The organism is Thalassotalea sp. 1_MG-2023, from assembly GCF_030546745.1.
Taxonomy (GTDB): Bacteria; Pseudomonadota; Gammaproteobacteria; order Enterobacterales; family Alteromonadaceae; genus Thalassotalea_C.
In genome coordinates this window covers 184,496-204,092 of the sequence record NZ_JAUOPD010000004.1, presented here as the reverse complement: position 1 = coordinate 204,092, position 19,597 = coordinate 184,496, and the positions used below count along the sequence as shown (strand labels likewise).

Annotated in this window: 17 protein-coding genes; 6 read left to right on the top strand and 11 right to left on the bottom strand. The window is 37.8% G+C overall.

The features are described 5' to 3' along the window. Positions 1-207 precede the first annotated feature (207 nt). Positions 208-2,622, top strand: coding sequence for a S9 family peptidase (locus Q4489_RS05005; RefSeq protein WP_303477821.1), 2,415 nt, complete (start codon positions 208-210; stop codon positions 2,620-2,622). Between the two features lie 131 nt (positions 2,623-2,753). Here Q4489_RS05005 and rplS read toward each other — a convergent pair whose 3' ends face one another. The 5 genes from rplS to ffh form a co-directional block, all read right to left on the bottom strand. Beyond that, complete coding sequence (gene rplS, locus Q4489_RS05000) at positions 2,754-3,107, bottom strand: 50S ribosomal protein L19 (RefSeq protein WP_074497012.1); 354 nt, start codon at positions 3,105-3,107, stop codon at positions 2,754-2,756. A gap of 14 nt (positions 3,108-3,121) precedes the next feature. Further along, the gene (gene trmD, locus Q4489_RS04995; RefSeq protein ID WP_303477818.1) at positions 3,122-3,913 is read right to left on the bottom strand and encodes a tRNA (guanosine(37)-N1)-methyltransferase TrmD; all 792 of its coding nucleotides are present in this window, start codon (positions 3,911-3,913) and stop codon (positions 3,122-3,124) included. A 3-nt stretch (positions 3,914-3,916) separates the two neighbouring features. Beyond that, positions 3,917-4,453, bottom strand: a complete 537-nt coding sequence (rimM, locus tag Q4489_RS04990; protein ID WP_303477816.1) for a ribosome maturation factor RimM — start codon at positions 4,451-4,453, stop codon at positions 3,917-3,919. Positions 4,454-4,468: 15 nt separating this feature from the next. After that, positions 4,469-4,717: a 30S ribosomal protein S16 gene (gene rpsP / locus Q4489_RS04985; RefSeq protein ID WP_074497002.1), complete on the bottom strand. Its 249-nt coding sequence runs from the start codon at positions 4,715-4,717 to the stop codon at positions 4,469-4,471. A 318-nt stretch (positions 4,718-5,035) separates the two neighbouring features. Then, positions 5,036-6,430 (bottom strand): signal recognition particle protein, encoded by a 1,395-nt coding sequence (gene ffh, locus Q4489_RS04980; protein WP_303477814.1) that lies wholly within the window; start codon positions 6,428-6,430, stop codon positions 5,036-5,038. A 496-nt stretch (positions 6,431-6,926) separates the two neighbouring features. Here ffh and ccsA point away from each other — a divergent pair, with 496 nt between their 5' ends. After that, a complete protein-coding gene (gene ccsA / locus Q4489_RS04975) occupies positions 6,927-7,724 on the top strand; it encodes an inner membrane protein YpjD (RefSeq protein ID WP_303477813.1) in 798 nt (265 codons plus the stop codon). A 65-nt stretch (positions 7,725-7,789) separates the two neighbouring features. Next, complete coding sequence (locus Q4489_RS04970; RefSeq protein WP_303477810.1) at positions 7,790-9,079, top strand: HlyC/CorC family transporter; 1,290 nt, start codon at positions 7,790-7,792, stop codon at positions 9,077-9,079. Positions 9,080-9,826: 747 nt separating this feature from the next. On the opposite strand, the gene Q4489_RS04965 is transcribed toward Q4489_RS04970, so the two are convergent. Both Q4489_RS04965 and gshA read right to left on the bottom strand, forming a co-directional pair. Then, positions 9,827-10,447, bottom strand: coding sequence for a hypothetical protein (locus tag Q4489_RS04965; RefSeq protein WP_303477809.1), 621 nt, complete (start codon positions 10,445-10,447; stop codon positions 9,827-9,829). A gap of 633 nt (positions 10,448-11,080) precedes the next feature. After that, positions 11,081-12,652: a glutamate--cysteine ligase gene (gshA, locus tag Q4489_RS04960; protein ID WP_303477808.1), complete on the bottom strand. Its 1,572-nt coding sequence runs from the start codon at positions 12,650-12,652 to the stop codon at positions 11,081-11,083. A 293-nt stretch (positions 12,653-12,945) separates the two neighbouring features. On the opposite strand from gshA, the gene Q4489_RS04955 reads away from it, so the two are divergent. Beyond that, entirely contained in the window at positions 12,946-14,304 is a 1,359-nt protein-coding gene (locus tag Q4489_RS04955) for a Na+/H+ antiporter NhaC family protein (RefSeq protein WP_303477806.1), read from the top strand. Next, the gene (locus tag Q4489_RS04950) at positions 14,304-14,987 is read left to right on the top strand and encodes a TIGR01621 family pseudouridine synthase (RefSeq protein WP_303477805.1); all 684 of its coding nucleotides are present in this window, start codon (positions 14,304-14,306) and stop codon (positions 14,985-14,987) included. The genes Q4489_RS04955 and Q4489_RS04950 overlap by 1 nt, the downstream gene beginning before the upstream one ends. Positions 14,988-14,992: 5 nt before the next feature. Here the strand turns inward: Q4489_RS04950 and Q4489_RS04945 are convergent, their stop codons facing one another. Both Q4489_RS04945 and Q4489_RS04940 read right to left on the bottom strand, forming a co-directional pair. Then, a complete protein-coding gene (locus Q4489_RS04945; protein WP_303477803.1) occupies positions 14,993-15,769 on the bottom strand; it encodes an ABC transporter substrate-binding protein in 777 nt (258 codons plus the stop codon). Between the two features lie 143 nt (positions 15,770-15,912). Continuing rightward, the gene (locus tag Q4489_RS04940) at positions 15,913-16,803 is read right to left on the bottom strand and encodes a LysR family transcriptional regulator (protein WP_303477801.1); all 891 of its coding nucleotides are present in this window, start codon (positions 16,801-16,803) and stop codon (positions 15,913-15,915) included. A 108-nt stretch (positions 16,804-16,911) separates the two neighbouring features. On the opposite strand from Q4489_RS04940, the gene trxA reads away from it, so the two are divergent. Next, positions 16,912-17,226, top strand: coding sequence for a thioredoxin (gene trxA / locus Q4489_RS04935; RefSeq protein WP_303477799.1), 315 nt, complete (start codon positions 16,912-16,914; stop codon positions 17,224-17,226). 22 nt (positions 17,227-17,248) lie between these two features. Here the strand turns inward: trxA and Q4489_RS04930 are convergent, their stop codons facing one another. Beyond that, positions 17,249-18,598 (bottom strand): sodium-dependent transporter, encoded by a 1,350-nt coding sequence (locus Q4489_RS04930; protein WP_303477797.1) that lies wholly within the window; start codon positions 18,596-18,598, stop codon positions 17,249-17,251. A gap of 482 nt (positions 18,599-19,080) precedes the next feature. Next, entirely contained in the window at positions 19,081-19,563 is a 483-nt protein-coding gene (locus Q4489_RS04925) for a YajQ family cyclic di-GMP-binding protein (RefSeq protein ID WP_303477795.1), read from the bottom strand. Positions 19,564-19,597: the final 34 nt, after the last annotated feature.

Genomic DNA, 19,597 nt, shown 5'->3' with positions numbered 1-19,597 from the left:
GCAGCCCTTCGGGTTCAACTAAATTTAATTTCTAAAGATCAGCAGATCCTAAACATTTTTTAATATTCTTACATATTGATACATATCTTTTAACACTTTTACTCGTGTAGCTTTTGCAACCTTCAGGATTTTTCGCGACACTACCATAGCAGTGTTTTTCGGTTACTAACCTACATACACATGACCTATTCAACAAGGACAATAACAATGAATAACAAAATAATCGCTTTTATTGCAGGTAGTATAATACTCCCTATAGCAACATCAGCGTTCGCGGATGATGGCTACCAAACGCCTTCTAAATCTATTGCTTCAATCGTTGATGCTAAGCTCGCGCCGAGTACAAGATTATCTCCTGATAAGCAATGGATGGCATTTTTTGAAAGGCAACGAATCGCATCATTAGATGAGTTAGCTAAACCAGAGTTAAAGTTAGCCGGTATTAAACTAAATCCTGATAATTTTTCACGAGCTCGGCCTCGCTCAAAGTATCTATCTATTGCATTTCAGCATTTAAAAACAGATAAAAAGATCACAATAGACAATCTACCTAAGGGAAGAATTTTATCACCGTCATGGTCCCCTAATAGTGAGCACCTCGCTTTTTTCGTTGAACAGGCTAAAGAAGCAAACTTGTTTATTTACTCCATCAACACTGACACGCTACAAAAAGTTAAAAATTTAGCTTTAAATTCAGTTATTACTTCAAGACCTTATCGTTGGCTACCTGATAGTTCAGCTATTATTGCCAATAAAGCGGTCAACATTACAGTTGATGCCCCTCAAGACAGTGCAGCTAGCGCGATCCCAATTGTGTCGCAAACAACAGGTGAAAAAGCGCCAGCTCGAACCTATCAAAACTTATTGGCAACACCACATGACAAAGCTCTGTTTAAATATTATGGGTTAGGCCAGTTAGTTAAAGTGTCACTCAAAGGTGACATTACTAAGGTAGGTGAACCCGCTTTAATTCGAGCGTTTAGATCATCCCCTGATGCCAAGCATTTACTTGTTGGACACATTCAACAACCGTTTTCATATTTAGTACCCTATTCTCGCTTTGCAACCTCTTGGCAAGTGATTGACACTAATGGCAAGTTAGTTAAAGAGATTGTTCGCCAGCCACTTGCTGAAAATATTCCACAAGGCTTCGACAGTGTTCGTACCGGCAAGCGCTCACTTTCATGGCGCGATGATAAGCCGGCAACATTAGTGTGGGCTGAAGCGCAAGATAAAGGCTCAATGAAAACCGAAGTTGAATTTCATGACTTTATCTACACACAAGCGGCACCTTTTACTGAATCTCCTACGTTATTTGCAAAATTAGATCGCCGTTACAGCGGTATTACTTGGGGCAATGATCAGGTAGCTATGCTTTCTGATTGGCGCTTTAGTGACCGTAAAGTACGTACGTTTATCATCAATCCAAATAACGCCGATAAAGACCGTATTATTTTCGAAGATCGCTCTTATAATGATGCTTATAATGACCCAGGTAACGTTGTTCAAAAACAAAATGCCTTTGGTCGATACACACTATCTATTCAAGACGATCGTTACTTATTACTTACTGGCATTGGCGCATCTGATCAAGGTAATATTCCTTTTCTAGATAAATACGATATTACTACCCAGAAAAAAGAACGTTTATGGCACAGTGAAGCGCCCTACTATGAACGAGTTCGTGGTGTGTTAGACGATACTGGTACAAAGCTCATCACTATTAGAGAGTCTAAAACCGAACAGCCAAACTTTTTTATTCGAGATTTAACTAAAAAGTCTATTACGCAGTTCTCTGATTTTCCGCATCCATACCCAACCTTTACGAGTGTCAAAAAAGAACTGGTAAAATATACCCGTGATGATGGCGTTGAACTTAGCGGTACGCTTTACCTTCCACCAGGTTATAAAAAATCTGATGGTACGCTACCCGTATTGATGTGGGCATACCCGCTAGAGTACAAAGATAAAACCGTTGCATCCCAAGTACGTGAATCTCCTTATGAGTTTACTTACATTGGCTATTGGGGCCCAATGCCTTACTTAGCAAAAGGTATCGCAATATTTGATGACCCAAAAATGCCTATTGTCGGAATCGATGGCAAAGAGCCAAACGACACCTTCCGTAAACAATTGGTTTCAAGCGCAAAAGCAGCGGTTGATGTTCTAGTTGAAAAAGGCGTTGCTGACAAAGAGAACATTGCTATTGCTGGTCATTCCTACGGTGCTTTCATGGTTGCTAATTTGCTAGCACATAGCGATTTATTTAAAACAGGTATTGCTCGTAGTGGTGCCTATAACCGCTCACTTACACCGTTTGGTTTCCAAGGCGAAGAACGCAACTTCTGGGAAGGACAAAATGTTTATGCCACGATGTCGCCGTTTTTTCATGCTGAAAAAATTAACGAGCCTATGCTGATGATCCACGGAAAAGAAGACCCAAATTCAGGAACATTTCCGATGCAATCAGAACGTATGTATAACGCGCTAAAAGGCCTAGGTAAAGATGCTAGATTAGTGATGCTACCATACGAAGGACACGGCTACAGAGCTCGTGAAAGTATTTTACATGTACTTTGGGAGCAGGAACGCTGGTTAGAGAATAAACTAATCGTTGAATAATCATAAAACAGCGTTAACGACATAACGCTGTTTTCACCCAACTATAAGCAGACAAGAAAAAACCCGCTTGGCGTACCAAGCGGGTTTTCTTTATTTCAGTCAAGCTGAAGAAGGTATTGCTTACGCAATCATTACTTCTTAGCCAACTTCTCTTTAATACGTGCTGAACGGCCTGAGCGCTCACGTAAGTAGTAAAGTTTAGCTTGACGAACATCACCGCGACGTTTAACTTCGATTGAATCGATTAACGGGCTATGTGTCTGGAATACACGCTCAACACCTACACCGCTAGAGATTTTACGTACGGTGAAGGCAGAATGTAAGCCACGGTTTTTAACAGCGATAACAACACCTTCAAACGCTTGAAGACGCTCTTTATCACCTTCTTTAACTTTTACTTGTACTACAACAGTATCGCCTGGTGCGTATGCTGGTACATCTTGCTTCATTTGCTCTTGTTCAAGAGCTTTAATAATATTGCTCATAATCATACCTTTTCCTAGAGTTCACGGTCTTCAACAGAGGTTTGCTTAATTTTTTCAAGCAATTTCTTCTGTTCAGCCGTCAGAGCTAGGCCAGTTAAAAGTTCTGGTCGTCTGTGCCAAGTTCTTTCTAAAGACATTAACTGACGCCACTGTCTTATGTGTTCGTGATTACCGCTAAGCAACACTTTAGGTACCGACTTACCGTCGAGTACTTCAGGCCTTGTATAATGTGGACAATCAAGTAAGCCATCTGAAAACGAGTCTTGTTCTGCAGATTGCTGATGTCCTAATACACCCGGCACAAAGCGTGCTATGGCATCGATCATGTTCATCGCGGGTAATTCACCGCCACTTAATACATAATCGCCGACCGACCATTCTTCATCAACATGTGATTCAATAAGTCGCTCATCTATGCCTTCATAACGTCCTGCAATAAAAATCAGTCGGTCATGTTGTGCTAATTCACTTACACCAGTTTGGTCAAGCTTACGCCCTTGCGGTGACAAATAAATAACCTTTGCGCGGCTTCCGCCACTTTCTGAAATAGATTTATCTGCTTCAGCTTTCGCGGCTTCAATAGCTTCACGTAATGGTTCAACCATCATCAACATGCCTGGACCACCGCCATATGGTCGGTCATCAACAGTACGATGTTTATCATGGGTAAAGTCTCTTGGATTCCACGTATGAAATTCAATTAACCCATTACGTATCGCGCGGCCTGTCACCCCATACTCGGTTATTGCATCAAACATTTCTGGAAAAAGGCTTATCACCCCAATCCATAATTTGCTGTTACTCACGAGTTAAAAACCTGGATCCCAGTCAACACAAATTTGTTTATTTTCAGCGCATACCGACTTAACAACTTGATCTTCAAGGTACGGAATTAACCGCTCTTTCTTACCAAAACCATCATTTCGGTTTGCTTTTACAACCAGTACATCGTTAGAGCCAGTTTCCAATAAATCAGAAACTTCACCTAAATCATAACCTTTGTCAGTAACAACGGTCATGCCGATTAGATCACGCCAATAAAACTCCCCTTCAGGCAGCTCTGGCAACATAGTTTTATCAACAAATATTTCTGAACTCACTAATGTTTGTGCAACATCGCGATCATCAATATTGTCAATTTTAACTACTAAGCCTTTATTGTGCTTTCGCCAATCAGTCACTTCGACTGTTTGTACTTTATTTCCTAATTTTAACGACCAAGGAAAATAGTCGAGGATAGCTTCTTGTTCTTCGGTAAAAGAATGAACTTTCAACCAGCCTTTAACACCATAGACAGCGCCTATTTTGCCAACAACGATTTGTTCATTACTTGTTACTTCAGTCATGTCTATCCACTTATCTTATGCTGCAGCTTGAGCATCTTTTACAAGCTTTGCCACACGATCAGATAAACCAGCGCCTTGACCAACCCAGTGGTTGATACGATCAAGATCTAAGCGTAATTTTTCCGCTTGACCTTGTGCTGAAGGGTTGAAGAAACCAATCTTCTCGATGAAACGACCATCGCGAGAGTTACGGCTATCTGCAACAACTATCTGATAGAATGGACGCTTTTTTGCGCCGCCACGGGCTAAACGAATGGTAACCATATCGTCCTCTATATATTAATGTTAAAACGAATTTCCAGACACTTTCTGCGACAAAATGAGGCAGAAAAGCTCGCGTATTCTACGCTTTTTAACTTAGAAAGCAAGTAATAGTAATGGTTTTAGGTTTATCTTTAACGAAAAGATGTTAGAAGCGTTAATAGTTAATTTAGTAGGTTAGTTTGTAGAAATATTCAACCGGTGTAGAGTACTGATAAAATCGTTGCTCAACTTATATTATGGTGCGGAAATATAAGCCATTACATTTGGTTTACGCAAAAGGCAACGACAGTTACCTTTTGCGTTAAAATTATATAATCGTTAACGGCCAAAACCACCGAAACCGCCCATACCACCGCCTCCGCCTCCCGGAGGCATCATGCCTTTCATTGAACGCATCATTTTTTGCATGCCACCTTTACCTGACATTTTTTTCATCATTTTTTGCATTTGGGTAAACTGTTTGAGCAATTTATTCACATCTTGAATTTGAGTACCCGAGCCTGCAGCTATACGACGCTTTCTTGAACCTTTAATAATCTCAGGACGTTCGCGCTCTTTCGGTGTCATGGAGTTAATAATAGCTTCCATGCGCACAGTAACTTTATCGTCCATTTGGCCTTTCATTTGATCAGACATGTTTCCCATGCCAGGTAGCTTATCTACTAGGCCCATCATGCCGCCCATGCTTTTCATTTGTACAAGCTGGTCACGAAAGTCTTCTAGAGAGAATCCTTTACCTGACTTAACCTTTTTAGCCAGTTTTTCAGCTTGCTTTCGATCAACTTTTTGCTCTACTTCTTCAATGAGTGATAAAACATCACCCATACCCAAAATACGTGAAGCGATACGTTCAGGATGAAAAGGCTCTAGGGCTTCAATTTTTTCACCAACACCCATGAACTTGATAGGTTTACCAGTAATATGCCTAATTGATAAGGCAGCACCACCGCGAGCATCACCGTCAGTTTTAGTTAGTATCACACCGGTTAATGCTAATGCATCATTAAATGCTTTGGCAGTGTTTGCAGCGTCTTGACCTGTCATCGCATCAACAGTAAACAGTGTTTCAACGGGTGAAATGGCCGCATGTAATGCTTTTATTTCATCCATCATGTCACTGTCGATATGCAAACGGCCTGCGGTATCAACAATTAATACATCAAAATAATGTTTTTTGGCATGGTTTATCGCAGCATTTGCAATATCAATTGGCTTTTGTTTGATATCACTTGGAAAGAATTCAACGCCTACTTCGCCAGCAAGCGTTTCCAATTGTTTTATTGCCGCAGGGCGATAAACATCAGCGCTGACCACAAGCACCTTTTTCTTTTCTCTTTCCTTTAAATATTTCGACAGCTTAGCAACAGAGGTTGTTTTACCCGCACCTTGTAAGCCAGCCATTAATACGACAGCAGGCGGTGTGGCTTTTAAATTGAGAGTTTCATTGACTTCACCCATCGCACTTTCAAGTTCTTTTTGAACAATTTTTACGAATACTTGCCCTGGGGTTAAGCTTTTAGAAACATCTTGTCCTACTGCACTCTCTTTCACTTTAGCAATAAAGTCGCGAACTACGGGTAAAGCAACATCAGCCTCTAAAAGAGCCATACGTACTTCTCGTAAGGTGTCTTTAATGTTGTCTTCAGTTAGTCTGCCACGACCACTAATGTTCTTAAGGGATTTCGTTAAGCGATCTGATAAATTCTCAAACATGTATTACTCTGACCAATTGCGATAAAGAGAAAACTTACCCACATTATACCTGTGAGGTTAAGAAGCGAAAGTATAAAATGGAGGCAAGGATTTATTTTTCAATATTAACCTGAGTTTCCCTAGCTTCTACTAATTTATAAGCGCCCATTGGCGAAACTAATAATCGGTATAATTGGCTGAATTAAGCAAACGATTTAACGAGTTAAGATATAAATGCCAAATACTTAGATAAACGTAGCATGCTAAGGTTAATTTGATTATGATGGCTTCGTTAACTATTTATAGGCTAAATCAACAATACCGGTTACATCAATAACGTATACACTTTGCAGCAAAATGCCTAAAGTCAGTTGAAATTTAACCTATTTTTTGCAACAGTTTATTGCTGATAATTCAGTGTTAGGTTAAAAAGTAAAGACTAAATTAATAACTTGTGTTTTATTTGTCGTAAGGTTAATTCACTCGTATTCAGTGTTATTTTTAAAGGAATAGATATTTGGATTTTTCATCAATTTTCAGCTTAACTGCTTTTGTTTGCTATATCATGGCATCTATAGCAGTAGTTGTTCGTTTATTTCATCCCAAAGGACCAAATATTGTTAAAGTATTGTTTATTGGTTCTATCGCGATTATTAGTCATACGTTATCTACAGGGCATTTTTTATTTTCAGCACAAAGTGTCAATTTTGCACTGCCAAATGTTATTTCATTAGTAACGCTGATTATTTGTTTGTCGATCACCGCACTAGCGCTAAAATATAAAGTAAACTTACTGCTACCTGTTGCCTATGTATTCGCTGGCTTATGGCAATTAGCCTCATTATTCATTCCGCATGAAAGTAATATGCCCTTAGTCACGACAGATTTTGCGGTTGCTAGTCATGTTATTTTAGCGTTAATCGCCTACTGTATTTTAATTATTGCTATGTTATTTGCCTTCCAAGTTACCTATATCAATATGAAATTAAAAGATAAAAATTTACTTGCTGTAAATCACTTGCCACCGTTAATGCAAGTTGAGGGACAATTATTTGCAATTTTAGCGATTGGCACACTAGGATTAGTATTAAGTCAACTTGTCGGCTTTATCTTTTTACAAGACTTTTTAACAAATAATGCACATAAAACAGTATTGTCATTACTTGCGTTAGTTCTTTACTGCTTTACTTTGTGGGGTCATTTCAAACAAGGCTGGCGAGGACACCGAGTATTAATGTTAATTATTTCAGCGACAACGCTACTTACACTCGCGTATTTTGGCAGTCGTTTTGTGAAAGAATTTTTATTATCTTAATATTTAAGGTATAACTAGCATTCGGCTTGATAAAGCACATGTTTTTGGCAATTTAGGACCCATAATTGGATACCATCTCAACCAGTACGCTCTTTCTCATTTTAGGCTTACTTATTCTGATATCTGCATACTTTTCTGGCTCAGAAACAGGCATGATGTCCTTAAACAGATATAAGCTTAAGCATTTAGAAAAACAAAAACATAAAGGCGCTAAACGTGTAGGTAAGCTATTAAAGCGCCCAGATCAACTGATTGGCCTAATTTTAATTGGTAACAACTTAGTTAACATAGCTGCTTCTGCTATAGCCACCATAATAGGAATTCGCTTTTTAGGTGATGTTGCAGGCGTATTAGCAGCGACCATTATCTTAACACTTGTGGTATTAATTTTTGCCGAAGTTACGCCAAAAACACTTGCCGCTCTTTATCCAGAAAAAGTAGCGTTTCCTAGTTCTGTTATCTTATCGTTTTTATTGAAAATCTTTTACCCCATCGTAGTCGCAGTAAATTGGATCACCAATGGCATACTTACTTTATTGGGTGTGAGTCGTGAAGAACGAGAGTTACATAGCTTAAGTTCTGAAGAGCTCCGCACTGTTGTGAATGAATCAGGTGCGTTGTTAGCTGAACGCGATCAAAGCATGTTGGTCAGCATTTTAGATTTAGAAAAAGTGACCGTTGAAGATATTATGATCCCACGCAGTGAGCTCGTAGGTATTGACATAAATGAAGATTGGAAAAAAATTCAAAAGCAATTAACTCAAGCCACACACACACGTGTTTTATTATATAGAGATACCATCGACGACGTAGTTGGCTACATTCACATGCGCGATGCATTAAAATTGTTATCTAAAAACCAATTTACTAAAGCCACTTTGCTAAGAGCAGTCAGAGAACTTTATTTTATTCCTGAAGGCACTACGTTAAGCGTGCAAATTTTAAAGTTTCAACACGCCAAAGAGCGACTTGGTTTAGTGGTAGATGAATACGGCGATATTCAAGGGTTAGTAACCTTAGAAGACATCCTTGAAGAAATTGTAGGGGACTTTACGACAACTAAAGAACCAGCCCCTTCAGAAGAAGTGCATATTCAACCTGATGGTAGTTATTTAGTTGACGGTAGCGCTACAGTAAGAGATATAAATAAAGAAATGAATTGGCACTTCCCTACTGACGGCCCGAAAACCTTAAACGGCTTAGTGTTAGAATATTTAGAAGATATTCCTGAAGCAAAACTCAGTGTAAGAATTTCTGGCTATCCACTCGAGATTGTTGATGTAACCGATAATATGATCAAAACAGTTCGTATTATGCCAGAATTCTACCAGCAAAAATCTGATCACAGAGATTAGGGTCTGTTGCTCTTTCGAGATTAAGTGTTGTTCGAACCAAACGCGAAAAATCCCCCCTAATCATCACCAGTGTGTTAGCTATTAGCTAAGTAGAATTGTGATCCAATACTGACTTGCTCATAACGCTACACAAGGTATAAACCTCATTGGTTTTAGTTAAGGGCTGTTACCTGTATTTAATCACTCTGATGATAGCAGAAACCGCTTAAACGAATATTGTTCATGATCGCGACATTTGAATAAATTTAGTCGAAATAATCAAACGTCATTCATATTGCTTTGTATCAAGCAAAAGAAACTGTGCATAAAGTTAAACACAAAGTTATCCACAGACATTTACTGTAATTAACATTTCCACAATTTCTGTGGAAAACAAATGCGAAGCCATAAGAAATGAGGACTTCGTTTTTGCAATATTTATTTATGAAAAAAATGAAGTTTTTTTAACATTTTTTTTAAAACCATACCCGACGAGCACTTGCAGCAATTTTCAATAAAAATAACGTCTTTGGCAAGAAAAATGCTACAGTCATTGCAGTTTTAGGGAAGTGATAAGATTGTTAAATATTTGTACGTTTCTACGAAAAACTAGGTATTAAATCCTGTAAATATAACAAGAGAACATCTTAATTTATTTACGTCAAAACCACCTGTTTTTCGCTAAATAAAGTCGCAGATGCTGAGAAAACACACCCTTCGTCTAAAAGTTATCCAAAGGGCGGTGAAACGTTGAGCTATGCCACGTTGTTAACCAAACAACCAACGCCATAAACTACTTTCATTTAGTTCAGCTTCGCATGATTTTAATTGGCCACTGTAACGTCGAGCACGATTATCAACCTTTCTTGCTACTTTCACTAACCACTGCTTTTTTACATAAGATTTTCTTTGAAAACCACCCCACCCTTCATGGTAGTTTAAATACTGGTTATAACCATCCCACTTTGACACGCGATTAATTTTGTTTGTTTTAAAAATAAACCACGCCATGAAATCAATAGCGTCGTCAAAGTCATCACGATCGGCACCTGAATTACCAGTCTCTCTTACATAATCTTTCCAAGTCATCGTTTTGGCCTGTGAATAGCCGTAAGCAGTACTTACTCTGCCCCAAGGTATAAAACCAAGTAAATAATCTCTAGGCGGCAATGCATCATTTCGAAACGAACTTTCTTGATACATCATACTCATAGGAACATGAATTGGGGTTCCCCATCGATCACGAGCATCTTTAGCAGCAAAGTACCAATCACGGTGCTCTCTAAATATCTCACACAGGTTTTCTGGATTTTTGGGTGGTGGTGTAGCGCAGCTACTTAATAACAACGTTGAAAGGATAACAAAAATTAAAACAGGTATTTTATTCATAAGGCCACATAACTACGTTTTTCACGCTTTTATAATGCCAGAAAAACATTATTTTACCAAAATGAAAAAAAATTTATTTTTCTTTGAACTTTTTTAAAACTACCCACTCTTATATTACAAGACTTTCATATTGTGTTTCCCTTGAACATCTTATAAGCGCATTTTTTAATGCGCTTTTTTTTATTTAAATTTTGAACTTTATTATTATTTTACACTCGAATCTATTAAGAAGTGATATTCCCTTAGTGTTTCATGTTTAGTTTGCGCATTTATATAAATGCGCTTTTTTTTGTTTGTTTTTTGAACTTAACCATTTTTTAGTACTCAAAAAGGGTGAAGGTGTTATTCCCTTATGTTTCATGAACGATTCGCGCGTTAATTTTTTATTAACGCGTTTTTTTATGTTTATTAAAGGCTTATTCAATTTATAAGCGCATCAACAGATATTTATTAATACTAATTGAATAAAAATTGAACTTTAAAAGAACGAGCATGTCTCATGATATGAGAGCAAAACACCTCCCTGGACTGCTTTCTTTGTATTTAAGGCGCGTTACCCTAACGCGCTTTTTTTTTGCCATAAAAAAAGGAGCATTTAAGCTCCTTTGTATCTATAAATCGATGTGTTGAAAATTATTGCGCAAAATACTGTGTTAAAAATTCATCAAAAGGTAAAGTATCACTTTGTTCAATACTTTTTTGTTGAGCAATTGATTTATCAGCTTGTTCATTAAAATAAGCTTCATCATAATATTGATAATCACGTTTTAACGCATCTTCACGATAACTGATTGCTTGCTGTAGGGTAAACTCCGTTAAACTTTGCTGATTACCTTGAACAATTTTCAGTAATTTAGCCGATGGCGTTTTTTCAGGATCATTAATCTTATCGAGCTCAATCGTTAACGCTTGCTGATATTTAGCAGTATTGTTGGCATCATCAAGTAACGCTGCAACGTGCTGCATTTCAGCAAAAAGTTCTCTACCCCATGCCTTTAACGATACTTTTTCGCCGTTATTTTCGAGTAATAACGCAGGATCTCTACCACGCATCACTACATCATCCATGTTTTTATCACAGATTTTTTGCATTTCACAAAGTGGCTCTGGGCTTTCTTTAAGCGCACAAAAGGTAAGAAATATATCAAGAAAATAAATTTGCTGTTCACTGATGCCAGTATCGACAAAAGGATTTACATCAAGCGCCCGAACTTCCACATACTCAACTCCTCGGCGACTTAACGCTTGAGAAGGTTTCTCGCCAGATTTAGCAACTTGTTTTGGTCGCACAGGCGCATATAGCTCGTTTTCAATTTGCAATACGTTTGCATTTAACTGCTGATAGATGCCATCAACTTTTATGCCTATTTCTGCAAATTTATCTGAGCCTAAACTTATCGCTTCTTGCACGCCTGAAATATAATCATCAATATTGTTGTAACAAATCCTTAATGCCGACTGTTCACTATTGGTATAACCAAGATCACTCATGCGTAAACTGGTTGCATGCTCTAGATAAATGTAACCACTCTCAGATGTTTTAAAGGGTAATTTTGTTTTTTTGCCTTGTAAAAAAGACGGGCATATTGCCGGAGAACTTCCGTACAGATAAGGGATCAACCAACAATAGCGTTTATAATTTCTTAATAAAGAAAAATAACCAGCTGAAATATAATCCTGATCATTCATTGACGAGCTTTCTGTCGCTTTAAATAATTGCCAAAACGATTTAGGAAATGAAAAATTAAAATGTATGCCTGCAATTACTTGCATCATACTACCATACCTGTTTTTTAAACCTTGTCGATATATGGTTTTCATTTTACCGATGTTAGATTGGCCAAAATACGCTAAGGCGATATTGTCTTCGTCGTCAACAAAGCACGGCATGCTCGTCGGCCAAATAAGTTCACCATTTATATGTGTAAAAGTATATTTCTGAATATCTTTTAATTGCGCAATTGTTTGTTCTACAGAATGACTTACTGGAGTAATAAATTCCAATAGGCTTTCTGCATAATCTGTGGTGATATTTGGATGAGTTAGGGCTGAACCTAATGCCTGATAATGACCATGCTGTGATAACTTACCTTCAGCGAGTACCCTTAACCCTTCGCGTTCGATGCCCCGTCCTATTTCTGTTAGCGCAGCTTTATTCCGTTCCTCGCTAAGAACGTTAATTTTCTGTTGAAAAGATAGTGTCAAAATGGGTCCTATTGCATCGAGCGATTTCTGCTTAAAGATGTATGGCTAAAAGATTGCTTTTCAATGCTTATTTAATAATTGTTAAATAAAATAATCCGCTTGTTATATTCTGCTGTAATAGCTTTTGTAAAAACGTTTATACGAAAGTAGTTATTCATGCTAGATACCATGACCGCATGTTTACTCATAAAATTCCAATTGGCGGCAAACTTCTCGCAAATATTCCTTCTACTGTTTCTAATAATAGCAACATAAGGTAAAGTTGGTCGCAAAATAATAATCGTTGTAATCTCATGCAAGACAGTCCACTTAGCTTACTTCCCCCCATTGTCGCCATCGTAATCGCAATCTGGCGTAAAAATGCCTTATTGGCATTATTCTGCGGTATTGTTTTGTGCTTTATCATGATTGAAAACTGGCACCCAATCAATGGCGTCACAAGTACAGCGTTCGGTTTAGCTGGTGTGTTTGATTCAATTGGCAACATATATATCATAAGCTTTAGTTTGCTTATTGGTGCTCTGGTAACACTAATGAACCAATCAGGAGCCGTAAATGGTTTTATTGATTCTTTAGCAAAAGTTAATTTAGTCAAAAACTCAAAACAAGCAGCATTACTGCCTACCTTTGTTGGCACTAGTATTTTTACCGATACTAATTTAAGTATTTTTACCGCCGGAATGGCAAGCCAAACGTTATTTGATAAATATAAACTTAGTCGTGCTAGGTTAGCTTATCTTATTGACTCAACTTGTGCCCCTATCAGTATTCTTTTTTTAATTAATGGTTGGGGTGCGTATGTTCTTGGTTTACTTGATGGCCACCAATTAAACGACCCTGTTGGTATACTTGTTGGTACGATTAGTTATAATTTTTACGCGATCATAGCGGTATTATTTGCTTATTATACAGCGGCAAGTGGTAGAACTTTCGGCCCGCTTAAATACGCTAAATCACGCATTATTGATCAAAAAACAGCAGAAAAACAAAAAATATCTCCTGCCATTATTATGTGGTTACCACTGTTATCTTTGTTAACCATTACTCTATCTTTGCTTTGGTTTACCGGTAACGGTGATATGCGACAAGGATCAGGTTCGTTTTCTGTTTTTTGGGCGATCGTAAGTGCGGTGATTATTTTAATTACCATGATCAAAGTTTACGGTGTGATGTCTTGGAAAAATATCGCTAAACATGCTTTACTGGGCATCAAACATATGGCTCCTGCCGTAGCAATTTTGATACTTTCTTTTGCCTTTGGCGATGCAATAAAATCGCTAGGCACAGGTATATATGTTAGCCAATTGCTTAACGTTGAAGTTCCGCTGTATTTTATTGCCCCCATTCTATTCCTCGCTGCCGGGTTTATGGCATTTGCGACAGGAACATCTTGGGGAACATTTGCTATTTTAGTGCCAATCGCGGTTCCTTTAGCGCAACAAACTGGCTTACCGATCGAGTTTCTTGTCGCGGCCGTATTAGGTGGCGGTATTTTTGGTGATCACGCCTCACCAATATCAGACACCACCGTGGTTGCTTCTATTGCAAGTGGTTGTGACCACTACGAACATGTAAAAACACAATTACCTTATGCACTAACGGCAGGTAGCCTCACTTTGATCATCTATACACTGATAGGCTTAAACTTCTAATGGAGCCGTTTACCATTGTCGATGAGCAGCAAGACTTTATTATCATTAATAAAGCTGCAAATGTTAGTTTTCACGATGAAGGCAATGAATTAGGCTTACACAATCTTGTAAAACAGCATGTGAAATTAGCACATCTTTATCCTGTGCATAGGTTGGATAAAATAACTTCAGGTTTACTTATTTTTGCAAAAAATAAATTAACTGCGCAGAGGTTCCAACAGCGTTTTGAGCGCAAAGAAATTACTAAATTTTATCTTGCAATTTCCGATAAAAAACCGAAGAAAAAACAAGGGTTAATCGCTGGCGATATGGAGAAAAGCCGTCGTGGTATGTGGAAATTAACTCGCTCGATGCATAACCCTGCCAAATCACAATTTTTCAGTTATTCACTGACACCTCAATCGAGATTATTTTTGATAAAACCACTGACAGGAAAAACGCATCAAATTCGAGTAGCACTTTCAAGCATTGGTAGCCCTATTCTAGGTGACAATTATTACGCTAAATCTACAGCGGATCGAGGTTATCTTCATGCTTTTGGTTTATCGTTTACTCTCAATGAACAGCAATACAAGTATCAAGTACAACCAAACTCAGGTGCACATTTTTTAACCACTGGCTGTTTAACTGCTATTAATGCAATTCGAGACCCTTGGCAACTTCCATGGCCTAAAAAGTATTAACGGTACTAATTTAACTGCTGGGCAAAAAAGCGTTTGGTATTGTTATACTCTCTCGATAGATGCCATTTTCGATATATTTCCTCTGCTTTATCACTTTGAATAAAGTCAATAAAGTGTTTATCCCAGAGCGTCTTTAATCGTTGTCCACGATCGGTGGTGGCAAAAGCAACATGGATTTGTAAAACACCGATTGGTTTAGTGATAAAATTAATGGCAGAAGCGTTTTCAGTCATTTCGGTAAGATATGAACCTTCAGAATCAATCATGTAGTCAGTTCGGGAATGCTTTAGTTTACTGATTGCCTGTTCACGTGTTCCCACTTCTGACATATCAAATTCAACCTCTGGAAGGTAAGCTTTAATAGGTTTAGATAAACCCGTTACCATGGTGACATTTTTACCATGTAAACTTGAAATACCTTGCCATTTATCAACATTATTTTCTTTAAATATTGCTATTAATATATCAACATCATGAGGATATGCCGAATAACTCAATTGATGATTATCATCTTTTAACATACCAATCATCATATCAGCATCACCGCGCTCAACTAAAGCAACAGCCCGTTTGTAAGGATACACTTCAATCGCTACTGACAAATTTAATGGTTCAAAAATAGCGCGAACCACATCAAATTGCTGCCCAGAGCCATCAGGCAACGTAAACGGCGGTAAGTTTTCACCGACTACGTTTACAACAGACAAGGCTGTTTGCTGACTTTGCGCAGAAAAGTGAGTGGTGATACAGATGAATAAAGCTATTTTAAAAACGTTTTTCAAGCAGTCGTCCTTGGTTGTTTGAATTCTTCTAAATGCAGAGAAAAGAGCAAATACAAGCTACGTGTAAGTATATCATAAATAACAAAAGCGAAGATAATATCAAATTGTATTTAAACAATAGTTTCGATTGTTATTAATCATAGTCATGAAGAAAGACAGCCAATTTTACTTTGGAAAAAATCTAAAAAAATCCGCGTTTTAAGAGGAATATTCCTACTGTGATAAAGTACTGATAATTGTTGAGCAACAACTGGTGCAGAAACGTTCAACGTTTTAATCCCTTTTATTTGTTTACCAATGTAGTCAGGCAGCTTAATAACACCAATTCCTTGCTCACAGGCTTTTGCGCGCATTTCAGGGCTCGCTAGCATCATGACAGGCTTCGGGTTTAATTCAGTCACTTTTCCATGCTCTCGAAGTAACCATGTTTCTGATCTGTCAGCAAGAATAGCATCAATATTATTAAGTTGTGCAATCTCATTCACCGAGACAGAACTATCCCGTTCACTGACATAGATGGATTGAGAAAAACTTAATAAACTTTTGCTGATCCAATTTGAGTTTGGTAGGGAACCCTCATGCAAAACAAACACCAAATCGAATTGGTGATCATATGGTGGGGTTGTCCCCGTATAATGCTGACATTGGATTTGTAAATCAGAATATTGCGTTGCAAATGTTGTAATTAATTCACCAATAACTTGGTTGAAAAACTCTAATGGGAGTAATAGCTTTAATTCGCCTTTGATCTGATGATGACTGTCATAAATAAACTGTTCTACATCAGTAAGCGCTGCTACATGCGGTTGGCACTGTTGATATAATAAATGACCAGATTCTGTGAGTGTTATTGTGCGCGTAGTTCGGATCAACAATTGGCTTCCCAACTGCTGTTCTAATTGAGCCAATCGTCGGCTTAATTTTGATTTTGGAATACCTAGATCCGCGGACGCTTTCGTTAATGAACCAGCTTCAACAATCGCGACAAAAAAACGATAGTTATCGAGTGCTAGTGAATTCCGTTTATTCTGCACTTTTATCTCATAAATAGAACAATAAATTCCATTTAAGCCGACTAATAAAACAATATCAAGTAAAATATAATCTTCTCTTCATTTATTGTTATATAAACGGGGAAGAACATGAGCAGTGTGAAAGAAATAACATCAGAAGATTTTCAACAACAAGTGCTAACATCCAAAGGTAAAGTGCTAGTAGATTTTTATGCGCCTTGGTGCGGCCCATGTAAAATGATTGCACCAGTACTCGAACAAGTTGCGAATGAAAATTCAGCGTTAACAGTGATAAAAGTGAACGCCGATGAAGCACCAGATTTAATGGCGCAATATGGCGTAAGAGGCATACCTACTTTACTTTTATTAAATGATGGTGAGCTTGTTGATCGAAAAGTAGGTGCAGCCTCTGTTCAGCAAGTGACTGAATTTGTTGATGGATAAAAAAGGCGCATTGCGCCTTTTATTAACGTAAAGAATGAATAAATACGATTGCAATCGCCGTAGGACAAACAAATTTAGTATACCAAGGCCAAATTTTCCAAAAAATTGAGTGCTCAACTTTTTCATTGCCTGATTGAATTTCTTTAAGTATATCATTTCGGTGCCAAATCCAACCGACAAATATACAACAAAGCATCGCAATAATGGGTTGACCGTACTCTGTGGCAAGGGTTGCAACAAAATCTAGCATTACGTTTAATTGGCTAATAATACCAACGCTCATTAAGAAAATCAGAATACCAATAAACGTTGTCGCTTTTTTACGTTCAATGTTATGGCGCTCAACAACGTATGATACTGGCCCCTCTAGCATTGAAATGCTCGATGTTAATGCAGCAACTGACATCAGTACAAAAAAAGCAAAACCAACCGTTAACCCCATACTACCCATCGTATCAAAAAGTGCCGGCAATACAGCAAACACCAATCCTGAACCTGATATTAGGCTGCCATCATCAGCAAAAATAGCAACACCTTGTGCTTGTGCAACATACATCGCTGGAATAATGAGTAACCCTGCTAAAAACGCAATGCTCACATCTATTAACGTTACCTGTGCTCCTAACGAAACTAAATTTTCTTTCTTAGAAATATATGAGCCATAAATAACCATCACACTGGTACCAAGTGATAACGAGAAAAAGGCTTGTCCCATTGCGCTGATCAAAAGCCCTGGATCTAACACGCGACTAAAATCAGGATTTAAATACGCATTGAGTCCTTCACTAGCGCCTTCTAAGGTAAAAACATAACCTATCAGTAAAACCAGTAAACCGATTAATAATGGCATCAGGCGCTTTGACCATTTCTCTATGCCGTCTTCAACGCCGCGTCTGATAACAAAAATGGTTAAAAACATGAAACAAGCTGTAAACAGAACATTTCGTGTCAAAGATTGCGAGACCACCCATTCAGCACTATTTCCTGCACCAACAAAATGAGCGACAGGCTCTATGGCATAAGACATCATCCAGCCGGCAATAATGCCATAAAAGCTTAGAATAAGCGCTGCACAAATAACCCCACCAAAACCAACAAGAAAAGCAAACTGTTTGTGGCCTTTCGTACGCGACATTTTTTGCAAAGAAGTGACTGCATTCGCTTGACCATACCGACCAATTAATAATTCCGCCATAAACGCAGGATAGGCTAAACAAAACGCTAAAATCAGATACACAAAAACAAAAGCTGCGCCGCCATTACTTGCTGTTTGAGTTGGAAATCCCCAAATATTCCCTAATCCTACTGCTGAGCCAGCAGCAGCCATAATAAAACCAATACGAGAGCTGAACTCTCCACGAGACGTAGCCATGAAAACCTTTCTTTATTGTTATTTATATATTCATAATTAGGGCGTGTTAACTATTGATGATATTAATTTACATCAATTAAGTATGCAGTTTGCGTAATAAAACTTACATGCTTAATTAAAAGAACGAAACATTTGAGTGCATTCAGTTAAACATGCAAGCTGCTCGTTAATGTTCTTATTATCTAATCAGTACTTAAGTTCTCAATTTCTACTTAAAAAATCAGTAAAAAAAGTAAAATCATGCAAAGATTGTTTCAGTAAAAAATACACTTAAAACTAATAAGCCCTAGACTTCGGATTAATTTACTTAATCTCAGCCAATAAAAACAGCTTTTTAAGTTCAATAATAAGGATTATTTTTCAGAATCTCGGAACAGCTGTAAAGTAGACGATACCAAATAGATTGTTTTTTCAACAGCAGTGGATTATTAGCGCTTTTTAAACGGATTTAAAATAAGCGCTAATACATAGGAGCAGCAGGATTAATCGCGGAAATTGGTAAATTGAAACGATTGTTCTAATTCTTGTTCTCTTACTAACTTCATTACAGATTGCAAATCATCACGTTTTTTACCGGTAACACGTACCTGCTCACCTTGAATTGCAGCCTGCACTTTGAGCTTACTATCTTTTATTGCTTTAACGATTTTTTTCGCTGTAGGCTGATCAATTCCTTCTTTAAAACTACAAGTCGCCGAGCATTTTTTCCCTGAAAATTCAGGAGTTCCCACAGACATTGATTGTGGGTCAACGTTACGTTTCGTTAATTGATTACGTAACATATCAACTAATTGTTTAATTTGAAAATCACCTTCTGCAGTTACCACCACATTTGGGCTTTTCCATTCAAAGCTCGCTTCAACCCCTCTAAAGTCAAAACGTGTACTTAATTCTCTAGTTGCATTCTCAGATGCATTACGTACTTCTTCAATGTTAATCTCAGATACAATATCCATTGATGGCATAATATTTTCTCATTTAATCATCGTTAATGACATC

What these genes read in the sequence shown, in the direction of transcription:
- Q4489_RS04955 (WP_303477806.1), top strand. Translation starts at nt 12,946, where the DNA reads ATGCAAGACAGTCCACTTAGCTTACTTCCCCCCATTGTCGCCATCGTA.
- rpsP (WP_074497002.1), bottom strand. Translation starts at nt 4,717, where the DNA reads ATGGTTACCATTCGTTTAGCCCGTGGCGGCGCAAAAAAGCGTCCATTC.
- Q4489_RS05005 (WP_303477821.1), top strand. Translation starts at nt 208, where the DNA reads ATGAATAACAAAATAATCGCTTTTATTGCAGGTAGTATAATACTCCCT.
- Q4489_RS04925 (WP_303477795.1), bottom strand. Translation starts at nt 19,563, where the DNA reads ATGCCATCAATGGATATTGTATCTGAGATTAACATTGAAGAAGTACGT.
- ffh (WP_303477814.1), bottom strand. Translation starts at nt 6,430, where the DNA reads ATGTTTGAGAATTTATCAGATCGCTTAACGAAATCCCTTAAGAACATT.
- Q4489_RS04930 (WP_303477797.1), bottom strand. Translation starts at nt 18,598, where the DNA reads ATGGCTACGTCTCGTGGAGAGTTCAGCTCTCGTATTGGTTTTATTATG.
- Q4489_RS04950 (WP_303477805.1), top strand. Translation starts at nt 14,304, where the DNA reads ATGGAGCCGTTTACCATTGTCGATGAGCAGCAAGACTTTATTATCATT.
- Q4489_RS04965 (WP_303477809.1), bottom strand. Translation starts at nt 10,447, where the DNA reads ATGAATAAAATACCTGTTTTAATTTTTGTTATCCTTTCAACGTTGTTA.
- rimM (WP_303477816.1), bottom strand. Translation starts at nt 4,453, where the DNA reads ATGACTGAAGTAACAAGTAATGAACAAATCGTTGTTGGCAAAATAGGC.
- rplS (WP_074497012.1), bottom strand. Translation starts at nt 3,107, where the DNA reads ATGAGCAATATTATTAAAGCTCTTGAACAAGAGCAAATGAAGCAAGAT.
- trxA (WP_303477799.1), top strand. Translation starts at nt 16,912, where the DNA reads ATGAGCAGTGTGAAAGAAATAACATCAGAAGATTTTCAACAACAAGTG.